Annotated in this window: 13 protein-coding genes and 1 pseudogene; 5 read left to right on the top strand and 9 right to left on the bottom strand. The window is 64.2% G+C overall.

Features of this window, described 5'->3' with window-relative positions:
* Nucleotides 1-2: 2 nt before the first annotated feature.
* The 7 genes and pseudogenes from QFZ61_RS08850 to QFZ61_RS08820 all read right to left on the bottom strand — a co-directional run bounded on the left by QFZ61_RS08850 (nt 3) and on the right by QFZ61_RS08820 (nt 5,499).
* Nucleotides 3-260: a hypothetical protein gene (locus QFZ61_RS08850; RefSeq protein WP_307035219.1), complete on the bottom strand. Its 258-nt coding sequence runs from the start codon at nt 258-260 to the stop codon at nt 3-5.
* Between the two features lie 547 nt (nt 261-807).
* Complete coding sequence (locus QFZ61_RS08845; RefSeq protein WP_307035217.1) at nt 808-1,596, bottom strand: hypothetical protein; 789 nt, start codon at nt 1,594-1,596, stop codon at nt 808-810.
* Between the two features lie 3 nt (nt 1,597-1,599).
* On the bottom strand, nt 1,600-1,842 hold the full coding sequence (locus tag QFZ61_RS08840) for a hypothetical protein (RefSeq protein ID WP_307035215.1): 243 nt from the start codon (nt 1,840-1,842) through the stop codon (nt 1,600-1,602).
* A gap of 133 nt (nt 1,843-1,975) precedes the next feature.
* Nucleotides 1,976-3,376 carry a recombinase family protein gene (locus QFZ61_RS08835; protein ID WP_307035213.1) on the bottom strand — a complete coding sequence of 467 codons (1,401 nt, stop codon included), beginning with the start codon at nt 3,374-3,376 and terminating at the stop codon, nt 1,976-1,978.
* A 33-nt stretch (nt 3,377-3,409) separates the two neighbouring features.
* A pseudogene (locus QFZ61_RS08830) lies at nt 3,410-3,685 on the bottom strand (CpaF family protein); the annotation flags it as partial.
* A gap of 144 nt (nt 3,686-3,829) precedes the next feature.
* Nucleotides 3,830-4,873, bottom strand: a complete 1,044-nt coding sequence (gene galE, locus QFZ61_RS08825; protein WP_307035211.1) for a UDP-glucose 4-epimerase GalE — start codon at nt 4,871-4,873, stop codon at nt 3,830-3,832.
* Between the two features lie 197 nt (nt 4,874-5,070).
* Nucleotides 5,071-5,499, bottom strand: a complete 429-nt coding sequence (locus QFZ61_RS08820) for a hypothetical protein (protein ID WP_307035209.1) — start codon at nt 5,497-5,499, stop codon at nt 5,071-5,073.
* Nucleotides 5,500-5,515: 16 nt separating this feature from the next.
* Between QFZ61_RS08820 and QFZ61_RS08815 the strand changes: the two genes are divergently transcribed.
* From QFZ61_RS08815 to QFZ61_RS08805, 3 genes are all read left to right on the top strand, one after another.
* Nucleotides 5,516-7,741: a GH25 family lysozyme gene (locus QFZ61_RS08815; RefSeq protein ID WP_307035207.1), complete on the top strand. Its 2,226-nt coding sequence runs from the start codon at nt 5,516-5,518 to the stop codon at nt 7,739-7,741.
* 116 nt (nt 7,742-7,857) lie between these two features.
* Entirely contained in the window at nt 7,858-8,673 is an 816-nt protein-coding gene (locus QFZ61_RS08810; protein WP_307035205.1) for a glycosyltransferase family 2 protein, read from the top strand.
* Nucleotides 8,670-9,896, top strand: a complete 1,227-nt coding sequence (locus tag QFZ61_RS08805; protein ID WP_307035203.1) for a lipopolysaccharide biosynthesis protein — start codon at nt 8,670-8,672, stop codon at nt 9,894-9,896. Before QFZ61_RS08810 ends, QFZ61_RS08805 begins: the two co-directional genes overlap by 4 nt.
* Before the next feature lie 17 nt (nt 9,897-9,913).
* On the opposite strand, the gene QFZ61_RS08800 is transcribed toward QFZ61_RS08805, so the two are convergent.
* Both QFZ61_RS08800 and QFZ61_RS08795 read right to left on the bottom strand, forming a co-directional pair.
* Nucleotides 9,914-10,294, bottom strand: a complete 381-nt coding sequence (locus tag QFZ61_RS08800) for a DUF2304 domain-containing protein (protein ID WP_307035201.1) — start codon at nt 10,292-10,294, stop codon at nt 9,914-9,916.
* A gap of 15 nt (nt 10,295-10,309) precedes the next feature.
* Nucleotides 10,310-10,948 (bottom strand): glycosyltransferase family 2 protein, encoded by a 639-nt coding sequence (locus tag QFZ61_RS08795; protein ID WP_307035199.1) that lies wholly within the window; start codon nt 10,946-10,948, stop codon nt 10,310-10,312.
* A gap of 227 nt (nt 10,949-11,175) precedes the next feature.
* Between QFZ61_RS08795 and QFZ61_RS08790 the strand changes: the two genes are divergently transcribed.
* Together QFZ61_RS08790 and QFZ61_RS08785 are read left to right on the top strand one after the other, a co-directional pair.
* Nucleotides 11,176-12,264: a glycosyltransferase family 4 protein gene (locus QFZ61_RS08790; protein ID WP_307035197.1), complete on the top strand. Its 1,089-nt coding sequence runs from the start codon at nt 11,176-11,178 to the stop codon at nt 12,262-12,264.
* A gap of 222 nt (nt 12,265-12,486) precedes the next feature.
* Nucleotides 12,487-14,562 (top strand): DUF6541 family protein, encoded by a 2,076-nt coding sequence (locus QFZ61_RS08785; protein ID WP_307035195.1) that lies wholly within the window; start codon nt 12,487-12,489, stop codon nt 14,560-14,562.
* Nucleotides 14,563-14,615 lie beyond the last annotated feature (53 nt).

Raw genomic sequence — 14,615 nt, 5'->3', positions numbered from 1 at the left:
CATCATCGGTCGTCTTCCCCTGGCCGCTGTGGTGTGTCGGTGGTGATCTCCGAGCCAAGCTTGGTGATACCAGCGAGCACAGCGTCCTGGTTCGGTCCGGAGGTCAGGGCGTCGATGATCGCCACGGCGGTAGTCAGGTAGGCCTGGGCAGTTGTCAGCCGGTTGGGCAGGCGGAGTTCGAACATGAGCGGGTCGCCCTGTCCCCCGTGTGCGAGCCGGACCATCTCCACGATGTCCTCGATAACGACAGCGGTCTTCATTTCGTTTCTTCCTCTCGTGATGCGGTGTTACGGGTTCATTCCTTCGGTTGGCGGGGCTCTGGTGCAGCGCTGACCGTGGGCCGCCGGATACGCAGGCGCAAGTGTTGCCCCCGTCGGACCATGCGTGCCCGGTGCGCCCTCCGTGCACGGAACCCGGCGGCGGATGTTCTGCGGCGTTCTGTGCGCCGCTTATCCGCGGGCGGGCCTGTCAGTGCCAGTCCGACCGCAGACGGGGTTTCTCGCCCGGAGACGGCGCCGTGCTGGGCATGTTCTCGATTGGCCTGGGCAGCCATCGGGGTTCCGTTGGGTTTCATGGTTTCGCCCCGCCGAGCATTTCCCGTGCGGCCTCGTAATTCATGCCCCGCGGCAGCGGGATGGTCCGGATACCGTCGCAATCGACGTACGCAAGCCACGCGTCATCCCGGGACCGGGACCAGCCCGAAATTCCGCCGCCGATGTCGCACTGGTCGCAGTAAACCCCAGCGGCGTTCCGGAACCGAGGACAACCCGATACCGAACACGACTGCGGCACGTCGTCCCATCCCACCTAAAACTCCCTCCCCGGGAACGCTAGCGACAATGCGAACCGAGCCTTCTCCTGTGTCCACCCCGGCTTGGCGGCCAACGCCTCGACCGTCTCCACGCCCGTCTCCTCGGCCGCAGCCCGGTACTTAAGGCCGGGGTCATCGACCGGCAACGCGTCCCGGTCCAATGGGGCTGGCTGCGGCGCCGACTCTTTCAGTGCTGCTTTCTGGTTTGAAGTTGCAGGAGAAGGACTTCCCTTCAAGGCCAGACCCTTTTGGTTTTCGATTCGGTTAGCGAATGGGTTTTGCTCCTGCGGAGAGACGGGGATGTCAGGAGCGTCCGGCAGTTTGGTAGTGAAAACCCCTTTTTCCGGTTTGCTTCGCGTTTCGGTTTCCGAATTGGTTTGCGATTCGGTTAGCGAATCGGTTTCGACTGCCTTGTCGTAGTACTGGTGCTGCCGGATATTTTGGCGGTCCTTCCGTGGGCGCCCGCCCTGCTTCCCGTTCCGCTTGTTGGCGGCGCTTTGCCGTAGTACATCCTCTGCCGTGCGCTGATGGTCCTTCGTGTGAAGGATCGTGTAATACGTCCCGGAGTCCTCCCAATACGGCACCGGGCCATCGGTGAGCTCGGCGATCACGGCCGGCTCCAGGCCGATCCCGTCCTTGAATCGGCTTAGATCCTTCTTGGGTAGCTTCATGTCGAGCCATGCGCGGTTGCACCAAATGATCGCGTCGGTATGGAGCCGGTACGCCTCGTGGGAGAGCCGGTGGGTTTGATCGCTGTATTCGTCAGTGAGTTTTGTCCACGGCATGAGTCACTCCGCCGGGCGAAGCAGGGCAGACAGCCGGCCGACCTGCTCCGCGCTTAAGTGCGGCGCTTCGGAGACGATCTTTTGGATATACCGGGCGAGCTTCGCTTCTTTGAGCTCGCGGCGGAGTCCAAGCGTTTTCTCGTCATTGGCGCCGTTCCAGCGCGTAGAGAGGGCCATGCGGAGTGAGATTGTACGGATGTCGTCCCGGTCATCCCGTGAGGGGTTAGGGGTCGGTGCGGTCGCCATTGGGCGCTCCTAGGGAAGAGGGTCAGAGCCTCTCTCCTTCACCGCCGTTCGCGTAGTAGTCCATGTATCCAGCGTAAAGGCACCCGGACAGTTTTCTGATGCCCACACCCACGCGCGGTTTGACCCCTAGATGTCAAGACTTCCATTCGATGCGCACGTGTTCGGGGGCGAACCGGACGCCCGGTCCGGTAGGCAGAATCGTGACCGTCGCCAAGGTACGCACGGTCTCGCGCTTCCGCTCAATCGATGCGTTTTCCCACATTTGCGCCGCACCCGCGCCCGTCATACCTTCCAAGACCCGATTCGGTTGCGCCATCATCACGGCTCGCTCGGCGCCAGCGAGTTGGGCCTTGAAGTTCTCGTTGATCCGGGCGAACTGACGTGCCGTCGAGACGCCTTGGGCATACTCGTCGGCGGCTGTGTCCATGCGAGCCAAGACTGCGTCCCGCGTTGTGAGAGCGGCGCGCAGGGCGTCGGGCTTCTTCGCCGTCACCGCAGCGGCGTCGGGCATGGACAGGCGGGCGACTATGACGCCCTCGACCACTTCATGGACAGGGGCCATCTGCCGTGTCAGTTTGGTGCAGTCCGGGCACGCGTACGACGGAGGGCGGCGTTTGCCGATGTTCGGCCGCATCTTTCCGCCGCACCGGCCGCATAGGGCAATTCCCGACAGCAGGTGCTTGGGTTCCAGCCCTCGCGAGACCCGGCGGCCGGGGGTGGACAGGATTGCGGCGGCTTGATCGAACGTGTCTTGGGTAACAATCGGCTCCCACAACCCCTTGGACACGATCTCGCCCCCGTGGGTCCTGTGCCCGGCATAACGAGGCTTGCGCAGCATGTTGCCTACTGTGTTCCCTACGAACGCGTTACCGCGCCCAGTGCGGAACCCGCCATCGTTCAGATACTTGGCCAGGCTGCGCAAGGACTCCCCGGCAACGAGCATGCGGTAACACTCGCGGATTGCATCGGCTTCGGCGGGTTCAAGAACATCCCGGAAGCCAGCGGGGCGTCCGGCGTCATCAACGATCCTCTGGCGCCGGTACCCAAACGGCGTTACTCCGTGGGCCTGTCCCTCGTCGGCGCTCGCTTGGAACTTGCGCTTCAACCGACGTGACATCTGCTCGACTTCGTGGCGGGCCACGTCACCTTTGATCCGGGCAGTCAGACGGCCCTGAGGGGTGGACAGATCCACTTCTCCGCCCACCGAGGCCAAAGCTGTATCGCGCCGGTTCGCCAGGTCGATGAACCGTTCCAATTCGGCGGGTGTCCGGGTGAGGCGGTCGATGTCATAGACAACCAAGGCGTCAATGGCTTGAGTCTCCATGGCGTCCAACAATCGCTCATACTCGGGCCGCTTCTTAGCCTTCATCGCGGACACGTCGTTGTCAGAGAACACGGCGCTTACTGGCCACCCGCGCCGTTCTGCCTCGCGGGTGCAGTCCTCGATCTGACGGCCCACGCCGAGGGCGGTCCCGTCATCAGACGATATGCGGGCGTAGATGCCACAAGCTTTGACTGAGCTGACTGGTTCCACACTTCTAGGTTAAGTGCGAAGCAACCCATTTGCTAGATCGTTCGGCGCGTTAAGCCAGATCTCTTCAATGGCCGGATCATCCAGCAGGGGCTGCAGCGGCCCGAAGCCGGCCACGGCGTCGAAGACGAAACGGCGCGCGTTTTCCAGCGCTCCGATCGGCGGCAGCGGGGCCAGCAGTGCACGCTCGTCGTAGTCGGTAATCGCCTCATCCACCAGGCGCCGGACCTCGCCGGCCTGCCGCAGCGGGTCCAGCCCGCGACGACGGATGAGCTCGCGGACCTCGTCCTCGACAATGCGCACAGCTTCCACGGTGCCCCCAATACAACCGCTACCCCTTCCCCCGGGGCAGTGCAACTGGGGTTGATGCTAGGGGAGCCGGAGCGCACGGACAAGGGTGCGGATCCGTATTTGTGGATAAGTGCCTGCGCTGGCCGCGGACCAGGTCAGCCGGAACTACTCGGCAGGAGCCCCGGCATGTTCGGTGACGGCTGCGTAGCCCTGCGGGTTGCTGCTCTGCCAGCGCCAGTGGTCCTCGCACATCTGGGCGAGGTTACGGTGCGCGGACCAGCCCAGGTCGGCGAGGGCGGCAGAGGGGTCCGCGTAGCTGACCGCCGCGTCGCCCGGCCGGCGCGGCGCAAACTCGTAGGGCACGGGGTGCCCGGCGGCTTTGCCGAATGCCTCGATGACTTCCAGGACGGACGAGCCCCGGCCGGTGCCGAGATTCCAGCGGAAGACACCCTCTTTGTCGTTGACGTAGCCGAGCGCGGCGAGGTGCCCGGCGGCGAGGTCCATCACGTGAATGTAATCGCGCACCCCGGTGCCGTCCGGCGTCGGGTAGTCGTTGCCGAACACCATGACCTTCTCGCGGCGGCCCACGGCCACCTGGGCCACGAACGGCAGCAGGTTGTTGGGGATGCCGCTGGGGTCCTCGCCGATCAGACCGGACTCGTGGGCGCCCACCGGGTTGAAGTAGCGGAGCAGGGCGATGCTCCAGCGCGGGTCCGCGGCACCCAGGTCGGAGAGGATGTCCTCGATCTGTTCCTTGGTGCGGCCGTAAGGGTTCGCGGCGTCCAGCGGCGCCTTTTCAATGAGCGGGACTTCCTCCGAGGCGCCGTAGACGGTGGCGGAGGAGCTGAACACCAAGCGGCGCACGCCGGCGGCATCCATGCTGTGCAGCAGGTTCAGGGTTCCTACCACATTGTTCTGGTAGTACCAGAGCGGCTTCTGGACCGACTCCCCCACGGCTTTGAGGCCGGCGAAGTGGATAACTGCGTCGAAGCCACCTCCCGCGAAGACGGCGTCGACGGCGGGCGCGTCGAGCAGGTCGATCTCGCGGAAGTCCACGTTTCTGCCGGTGAGCTGCTCCACCCGCCGCAGGGATTCCGGGTTGGAGTTCATCAGATTGTCGAGGACCACCACCTCGTGCCCCTCTTCGAGCAGGCATAGCGTGGTGTGCGATCCGATGTAGCCGGCACCGCCGGTGACCAATACCTTCATGCGGTCCAGTGTATGAGGGTCACGCAACCACAGCGAACCGGTCCGCTCGCTCGCTCCTGCTTAGCCACTTCAGCCACAGGATTCACACCCCTAACGCTGGTAACAAGGTTTGTCCGGTGTTACTGTGAGCGCGATAAGTCAGGTAATACCACCGTTGCTTGGTGCCGAAAAGGCTTTCCGGGCGACACGACACCTCGTCATGCAGCGCTCACGAAGCGCTCCAGCGTTCCGGAGCACATAATGAAGCGGATCCCACTCTCCCGCACCAAAAACATCAGCGCCAGATCCGCATTCGTCCTGGCGGTCTCAACGCTGGTGACAAGCGTCAGCCTTGCAAACCCGCTATCGGCACTCGCGTCACCGGCCCCGGAGCCGGGGGCCACCACTACGCTGTCAACCCCCGCGCCCGTTCCGGCCACCACGCCCGCTAGCACCGGGATTACGGCCGATACTGCGGTTACCCAGCCGGCACCGTCCGCCACGGCGACCGCTATGCCGACGGCAACGGCAGCGCCCAGTCTCGCGCCAACGGCAGTGCCCAGTCCCGCGCCAACGTCGGACCGCTCGGCCTTTGCGGCCGCGATCGGTGCTGGCGCCGAGATGGGGCAGCGCTCTGCGCGAGTCACCGGCTCCGCCAAAGCCATGCCGGCCGCAGGCCCCACCACGCTCGGTACAGAGTCTCTGACAACTGAAGGAACGTGGCGTCCCACCTTCGGCGTACAAGGCCTTGACGTCAGCAGCCACCAGCCGTCCGTGGACTGGCAGCAACAGTGGAACATGGGAGCCCGGTTCGCCTATGTAAAGGCGACGGAAGGCAACTACTACCCCACCGAGATGGACAACCCGGTCTACAAGGAAACCTTCGACTCCCAGTACGCAGGCTCGCGGAGCGTGGGAATGTTCCGCGGCGCCTACCACTTCGCCGTACCGAACTGGTCCTCTGGAGCAGACCAGGCGCGCTACTTCGTCCAGAACGGCGGGGGCTGGAGCGCCGACGGCTACACGCTGCCCCCGGTTCTCGACTTCGAATTCAATCCGTACGCCGGCCGCACCATCAGCGGCTTTTACTTCGGCGATACGTGCTACGGAATGTCCGCGGCCAATTTGGCATCCTGGGTCCGCGACTTCGGCAACACCATGCTGTCCTTGACAGGGCGTTTGCCGGTCATCTACACCAATACGTCGTGGTGGAACGAGTGCCTGGGAAACGTGACAGGACTTGGCAACTACCCGCTGTGGGTGGCCAACTACCCGGATGGCCCCAGCAACGACGCCGGCCCCCTCCCGGCGGGCTGGAGCACCACCAGCATCTGGCAGTACAGCAGCACCGGACCCTTCGAGGGTGACTCCAACGTCTGGAACGGTGACTACGCCGCGTTACAGCGCTTCGCATCCGGTTATACCGTCAACCCCTTGGGCTCCATCGGCATGGCCTGGACGGCGCAGGGCGGAGGCAGCGGCAAGCTCGGCTGGCCCGTCACCGGCGAAGTCTGCGGTCTTATCAACGGTGGGTGTTACCAGGGCTTCCAGAACGGCACCATCCACTACGCCCCCGGCATCGGCGCCTACGCCACCTGGGGGGGAATCCGCGCTGCGTGGGGCAAACTCGGTTACGAGAAAGGCAAGCTCGGCTACCCGGTAACCAACGAGATCTGCGGCCTGACCGGTGGCGGCTGCTACCAGGGCTTCCAGAATGGCACCATCCACTACGCCCCCGGCATCGGCGCCTACGCCACCTGGGGCGGAATCCGCACGGCCTGGGGCAAGCTCGGCTACGAAAACGGCAAGCTCGGCTACCCCGTCACCAATGAGATCTGCGGGCTGGCCGACGGCGGCTGCTACCAAGGCTTCCAGAACGGCACCATCCACTACGCCCCCGGCATCGGCGCCTACGCCACCTGGGGCGGAATCCGCACCGCGTGGGCCAATCTCGGCTTTGAGGGCGGCAAGCTCGGCTACCCCGTGACCAATGAGATCTGCGGCCTGGTCAACGGCGGCTGCTACCAGGGCTTCCAGAACGGCACCATCCACTACGCCCCCGGCATCGGCGCCTACGCCACCTGGGGCGGAATCCGCACCGCGTGGGGCAAACTCGGCTTTGAGGGCGGCAAGCTCGGCTACCCCGTGACTAACGAAATCTGCGGCCTGGTCAACGGCGGCTGCTACCAGGGCTTCCAAAACGGCACCATCCACTACGCCCCCGGCATCGGCGCCTACGCCACCTCCGGACCCGTCCGGACGACGTGGGGCAGCTTTGGTTACGAAGGCGGTCAACTGGGCTACCCCGTCACCAATGAGATCTGCGGTTTGGCCGGCGGCGGCTGCTACCAGGGCTTCCAGAACGGCGCCATCCACTACATTCCCGGCAGCAGCGCCTACGCCACCTGGGGCGGAATCCGCACTGCGTGGGGCAAACTTGGCTACGAAGGCGGCAAACTCGGCTACCCGTTGACCAACGAAATCTGCGGGCTGGTCAACGGCGGCTGCTACCAGGGCTTCCAGAACGGCACCATCCACTACTCCCCGGGCATCGGCGCCTACGCGACGACCGGAGCGATCCGGACGTCTTGGGGAAGCTTGGGCTACGAAAAGGGCAGACTGGGCTACCCTGTCACCAACGAGATCTGCGGCCTGGCCAGTGGCGGCTGCTACCAAGGCTTCCAGAACGGCACCATCCACTACGCCCCCGGCATCGGCGCCTACGCCACCTGGGGAGCCATCCGGGCAACATGGGGGTCCCTCGGCTACGAGAACGGCAAACTCGGCTACCCGGTGGAAAACCCCCGCTGCGACGCCACCGGCGCCTCGTGCACCCAAAAGTTCCAGCACGGCAGTGTCAGCGACACGGGCACGGTTTCGATCCGTTGACCCGCTTCCAGTAACGTTGTTGCGGACGCCGCCCGATCTGCTTCGGCGTCCGCTGGCGTCTCCGCGAACCTCATCGGGCCGGGACGCCTTGCCGACCACTACAAGGAACGCCGCCAATGACTACGGATCAATTGCCATACGTGTCGGTCGTGGTGCCCGCGATCAGACTCGATTCCTGGCTCGATCAAGCCCTTGACTCTCTTCTGCGCCAAGACGGGGTCGAGCTGCAACTGATCGTCATCCTTGACGGCGTCGAGGAAGACGGGCACCGCCCGTGGATGGAGGAGCGCCGGGTGACGGTGCTCAGGAACCCGACCCGGCTGGGTGTCGGCTCGACTCTTCGTCGGGCAATGGCCGAGGCGCGCGGCGAGTTCGTGGCCCGGCTGGACGCTGATGACATCGCCAAACCGGGCCGGCTCCGCGAGCAAGCCGCGTACCTTAGGGACCACCAGGATACTGTGGCCGTGACATCGCAGACGGAGCTGATCGATGACTTGGGCAAGGTGACCGGCACGATGGCCTTCGGCGCAGGCCCGGATGTCCGTTCGCGGCTTCTCCTTCAAAACGTGGTGGTCCAGTCTGCGGTGATGTTCCGGCTCGGCGCCTATCAACTGGCCGGCGGCTACGAGCCGCTGCGCCAGATGGAGGACTATCTGCTGTGGCTTCGGCTGGCCCAGCACGGGAAGATCGCCATCCTGCCGCAGACCCTCGCGCAGTACCGCGTCCACGGCGCCCAGCTAAGCCGTGGGGCCAAGCCTTTTGGCAGCCACATCTCCCAGGTCCTCACTGAACGGCGCAATCTGCGAAAGAACTTGGGCGCACCCGCTCTTGAGGGGTGGGCCAAGGACGCCACCTGGCTCGGCGTCCAGTACCTGCGCTACTACGTCTTTACCCCGCTTCGAGGCATGGCGAAGAAGGCGCAAACCAAATGATCAGGAGCACCATCTGGCTCACTTTGGCGTTGGCCTTTCGAAGCCTGGGTCAGGCGGGCCTGCTGATCGTCTTCGCCAGGTTCGGTTCACCTGAGACCCTGGGCAGCTATTCCCTGGCACTTGCAGTGACCGCCCCCATCTTTGTTTTTTGTGAGTTCGGGCTACGCACTGTTTACCTGACGCACCGTGGTAACCAACCGTTCAGCGCCTACCTCCGCGTCCGGCTCGCGACCCTTGGCCTGGCGATGCTTTTGACGGCCGCAATCGGTGCGGTATTCGTCCCCGAAATGACAGGAGTCCTGCTGTTGGTCAGCCTCCTGCGGGCCGCCGACTCGGTTGGGGAGCTGTATTCGGCGCCCCTCCAGCGTCACGGGGAGCTGCCCACCATCCTGCGCGCTTTCAGCACCAACGCGGTCCTCACTATCGGAGTCGGCATCGGGGTACTGGCCGCACTCCACAACCTTTACGCCGTCATCGCCGCGTTGATCGTCGTTTCAAGCGCCACGACGTTGTTTCTCATGAAGCGACCCACCGACACACTGCTCGCCGCAAAGGAGCCGGCGACGGCCGGCACTAAGCCGCCGTGGGAAGACCACCTGTCCGTGGTCAGGGCAGGCCTTCCCACCGGAATCTCGTGGGGCCTGTTGTCGCTGCTGTCATCGATTCCGCAGTACTTTCTGGCGGCCTACTATTCCCAAGTTGAGGTGGGGTATTTCGCGATCATCCTCTACGTCGTAGTTGTGGTGGAAATATTTCTGAATGCCGTCAGCCAGTCCTGGATTCCCAGGGCAAAGAAGATGCTAACCGATGCCCCGTCCTTCTTCCGGGCCGTCGTCAAGACAGCCCTGCTTTGGACCGCGGCATTCGTTCCCCTCTCGGCCGTGGTCTGCGCCGCCGCCTACCTCATGCTGCCGATAATCTTCGGTTCCACCTACAGAATCGACTGGGCCGAGATCATCCCGCTGTTCGGATCGCTCGTAGTGCTTCCGCTGGTCTTCTTTTCCGCGATGGCGCTGAACGTGGCCAACAGCTACGTGAAAGCGCTCACGACGAGCGTGGTGGCGGTCGTCCTGGCCAGCGGCGTCGCCTTTGCCGTTATCCCGGACGGCGAGGTTCCGGGCGCCCTCTGGGTAAGTTTTGCTGCTTTGGCGAGCCGAAGCGTTCTCTCCATGGCGGCCTTGGCTCTAGGCCAGCGGAAAAGGGCCGGGCAACTGGTGCGCTAAGACCGCTGGGACAAACCTCAGCCGCGGTTCGAACCCGCCGGCGGTTCAGTGCCGACGCGCGCACCAGGCTGCGGCACCTCATCGATGGCGATCCGCCGGGCGAGCTTGGTCATGGAAACCTCCATCACCCGGAAACGCTGATAGGTGGTGGACATGAACACCAGCACTGAAACAATCGTTCCGTAGAGCACCAGATCCGTGCCCCGGCCAACACCGAAGAACGTGGCGACGCTCGACAGCAGACCCGGGAAGAAGATAGAGAGAACGGCCACAGCGGCGAACAGGATCAGCATCATCCGGCGGATGGCGAGGTGGCGGGCATTAGATCCCCCGCGCATCAGCGCCACGGAGACAATGATGACGGCAAGGACGAGGGCGATCTGCACGAAGATCAACATGTCAGGGGGCCTTTACTACTTGAAGAAAAGTTCGAAGACGATATTGACGGCATTCAGCAGCGACTGCCCCTTCGCCTTGGAGTAGTCCGTGTAGATAATCTCCACGGGGTGCTCCACATACCGGGGCTGCACCTTCGCGAGCTGGTGCACCAACTCGGAGGCGTGGGCCATTCGGTTCTGAGTGAGATGGATACGGGCAGCTACCGAGGGGCTGATCGCTCGAAGCCCGTTGTGCGCGTCCGTCAGGTCCAGGCCGGTGGCAAGCCTGGACTGGATCGCTGCGGTCTTGAGCACCAGCCGTTTGGCCGGGGAGAGCTTTGTCCGCTTGTCCAGGAAGCGCGAACCAAGAACGATTTCCGCCTCACCGCTGCGGATGCGCTCCACCATCGCCCTGGCATCTTCGATTCGGTGCTGGCCGTCGGCGTCGAACGTGACTATGCAATCGAGCTCGGGATCCTGCAGGGCGTACTCGAAGCCGGTCTGCAGGGCCGCACCTTGGCCGAGGTTGATCGGGTGCTGGACGACGACGGCGCCGGCCGCCCGGGCGATGTCCTGGGAGCCGTCCGAGCTGCCGTCGTCAACGCAGACAACGTTGGGAAACTCCTTCCGGAGATCCGCTACGACCCCGCCTACGACGGTAGCCTCGTTGTACATCGGAATAACGAACCATGTGCGACTCACAAGAATCCAGTATTCCATATGCCCGCCCGGGACCGGGGCTGCAGGGGCCGTGCCGGTATAGTGGTCAGCACTTAGACCCGGCGCATCGGGCCGTCGCTAAGTGCCGACGACGGTGGTGCGCAGCCCCCCGAGAGAAAGCTGCCAATCACTTGACCGCTCCTGTTCTTCCGGCCACGGATCGGCCCCCCCATATTGCATTTGTGGTCAACAACTACCTTCCGAGCGTCGGCGGTGTCGAGTTCCACGTCGCGGCGCTGGCCAAGCAACTCGCCGGTCTGGGCGTCAGGGTGACTGTGTTCTGCCTCGACAACGACACGCCATCGCAGCTGGAGTCCAACCCCAGGATCGTGCGGCTCACATGCACCCCGGCAGTGGGCGGCGTGCTCGCCTGGCCCTGGCCGGGAACGTCCCGGCAGATCCGACGGATACTCAAAGAAGCCCCCGTGACCGCGATCTCAACACACACCCGGTTTTTTCCAATGTCGCTCATCGGGGCGCGCTTGGCGCGGCGGCTTGGGGTGCCGTGCATCCACACGGAACACGGTTCCGCGGCCGTCAAGGGAGTCTCCCCCCTGGTTGGGCTGGCCAGCAAGTTGATCGACAGGACGGTGGGCAGACTGGTGCTGCGCGGTGCCAGTCGGGTGTTGTGCATCTCCGAGGGTGCCCGGGACTTCGTCCGTAACCTCGCCGGCGTTGACGGCGAGGTTTTCCACAACGCCATCGACACCGGGGCATTTACCGCAGGCGGGACCGGCCGGCAAAATCGTGTCGTGTACGTCGGCCGGATCGTCCCGGGGAAAGGCTGGGAGCTGGCTCTCGCCACGGCGGAGCAACTTGCCGGTGACTACCCCCAGATGGAACTGCACATCGTCGGCGATGGGACAGACCGCACGACACTGGCCGCGCGGGCCGCAGCCTCCCCGCTGGCGGACCGTGTCATCATCCACGGCCAACAGCCTCCGGCGCGGATCGCCGAACTGCTCCGAGGAAGCGTCTTCCTGAACCCCACGACGCTCTCGGAGGGCTTCCAGACCACCCTGTTGGAAGCGGTAGCCGCGGGGGCCGCCGTCGTTAGTACCCCAGTGGGAGCGGCACGGTACCTTCTGGCGGAGGGGGCCGACATCCGACTGGTTGAGGCCAAAGACCCGGACGCTTGGGTGGACAACGTCCGGGCGGCCCTGGACTCCCCCGCGGAGCCGCCGGCGGCCGCCTTAGTGGATTCCTTTGACTGGAAGAGTCGCGCTGCAGAGTATCTGGCGGTGGTTGACAGCCTCCGGCCGGGCACCTGAGGTACCGTCGGCAGGGCAAAGGACGGGCAAGGTGGGTGGGCATATTATGGTGGGAGGACATAGCCGTGGTTCCGCTTCTCTATGGCTTGGTTCCGCTCCCATATATCGTCGACGGGCGTCCTCACATGCCCCTCCTGCCCCGGCGCCACCGAGTTCACCTGTCCGTCCCCTTGGAGCGCGCCCGGAAAGAAGTTCAATGTTTTCTCTTAGCGTGGTTGCCGCATGATCTACACCGATTTGGTTCCCGTAGTCGCCGCCGCAGTATTTGTCCTGATGTTGCCAGGCACGCTGGTGGCCTTTGCGACCGGCGCCCGGGGTTGGGTTCTGCTCGGTGCAGGGGCACCAGCGAGTGTCACGATCATCTCACTGACAGCGATCCTGACCGGGGCGGCCGGCCTGCCCTGGGGAGTGCTGCCGGTGCTTGCCGTCTCGGCACTCATAGCGGTCGGGGTATACGTGCTTCGCCTCCCCTGGTCTCCATTACCCGGGAGGCGGCGCCGCCGTCGATCCGGGCCCGGCGCTTCGGTAGCGACACTTCCGGCGCAACGCAAGATCCGGCTACTGTCGGGACACCGCCGGGAGTGGTCAGGCCGCGACCTTGCTGGTCTTACCGTCGGGAGTATTGCCACCGCCGCGGTCTTTGCTGTGATCTCGTGGCGCCTTGGTCAGGCTTTTGGTGGAGCGGAAAACATCTCACAGACCTTTGATAATATCTTCCACCTTAATGCTGTCCGGTACATCGCGGACACGGGCAACGCCTCGTCGTTGAAGCTCAGCGGTTTCACAGCTTCCAGCGGCATCGGCGGGTTCTACCCCGCAGCTTGGCACGACGTGGTCTCGCTGACGCAACAACTGGCCGGGAGCTCCGTTCCGGCGGCCATCAACGGCACGAACGTCGCCATTGCCGCACTGGCCTGGCCGCTGTCCTGCATGCTGCTCAGCACCTCCATCTTTGGAGCCCGCCGCAGCGTCGTTGTTGCGACGGCAGCGCTGGCGGCAGGCTTCAGCGCATTCCCGTACCTGATGGTCGATTTCGGTGTGCTCTACCCGAACTTTCTGTCAATCGCACTCATGCCGGCATGCATCGCCCTATTCGCCCTTGCGCTTGGCGTGGCCCGTGGAAGCCAGTTGCGCCGTAGCACTGCCTGGCTCTTACTACTCGGATCCCTGCCGGGCCTGGCCCTGGCCCACCCGAGCACCTTTCTAGCGCTGCTGGCATGGACTTATCCCGTGGTTCTCGCGGCCATGGCAGCGCTGTCCCGAAGGCTTCGGCCGCGGTCTGGAGCCCTGCGAAGCTACGGTGTCTTCCTCCTCGGATTCGTTGCCTACACCGGCGCGCTCGCCCTGGCGTGGAAGAAGCTCCGTCCCGACGAAGCGCAGTCCACGTGGGAGCCGGTTCAAGCCCTAAGCCAAGCTTTCGGCCAAGCAGTGACGAGCGCGCCACAAGGCCGGCCAATTCCCTGGTTGATCTTCGCTTTGACCCTGGTCGGAATCGCGGGGCTTCTGCAAAAAAGGCGGCACCTGTGGCTTCTCTGGATGTACGGCATCTCGGTCCTAATGTTTATGGTCGTCTCCGGTTATCCCTTCGGCCCGTTCCGAACTTTCGTCGGAGGAATCTGGTACAACGACCCGTTTCGACCGGCTGCGCTGCTTCCGGTAGCCACGCTGCCGGTAGCCGTCCTCGGGTTCGTTTGGCTGTGGGATCGTGCGCAGGCACTACTTCGCGACCGGCGCACACCGTCTGGTCAGAGCCTTCTGGCAGGCTGGCCGTCCGCCCGCAGCGCTACGGCTGGAACTGTCGTGCTGGCTCTTTTGGCCCTTGGCGGCCTGTTCGCGCTTTCACAAAGGGGTGCCGTAACCGTTGCCGTTCGCTCTGCCGCCACGAACTATGCGGCGTCGCAGGACGCTGCGCTACTGTCCACCGACGAACGGATTCTACTCGGGCGGGTAGCGGAAGAGATTCCGGCTGACAACACCGTCGTTTCCAGCCCTTGGACAGGCGCATCATTGATCTACGCGATTGCTGACCGGAGATCGCTGACACCGCATGTTTTCGGCGACTACGATGCCGACACGACCGAGGTCCTCCGCCGACTGAACCAAGCAGGCGAAGACCCGTCCGTGTGCCAGTCCGTCCGCGATCTCAAGGCGTACTATGTGCTGGACTTCGGAGCCCGTGAAGTGCACGGCGGCCACCACCCATTCCCGGGCAGCGAGAACCTGTCGTCGGACCCCGACTTCAAACTCATCGACTCCCAAGGCAACGCAAAGCTCTACAAGGTGGTCGCCTGCGGCTGACCGCACGTAAAGGGGGGGCAGGAGCCAGCACGGACATCGGTGCAGGGACGGTC

This window comes from Arthrobacter sp. B3I4 (assembly GCF_030816855.1).
GTDB lineage: Bacteria > Actinomycetota > Actinomycetes > Actinomycetales > Micrococcaceae > Arthrobacter.
The sequence above is the reverse complement of the archived record's forward strand: the minus strand, read 5'-3'. Positions and strand labels throughout refer to the sequence as shown.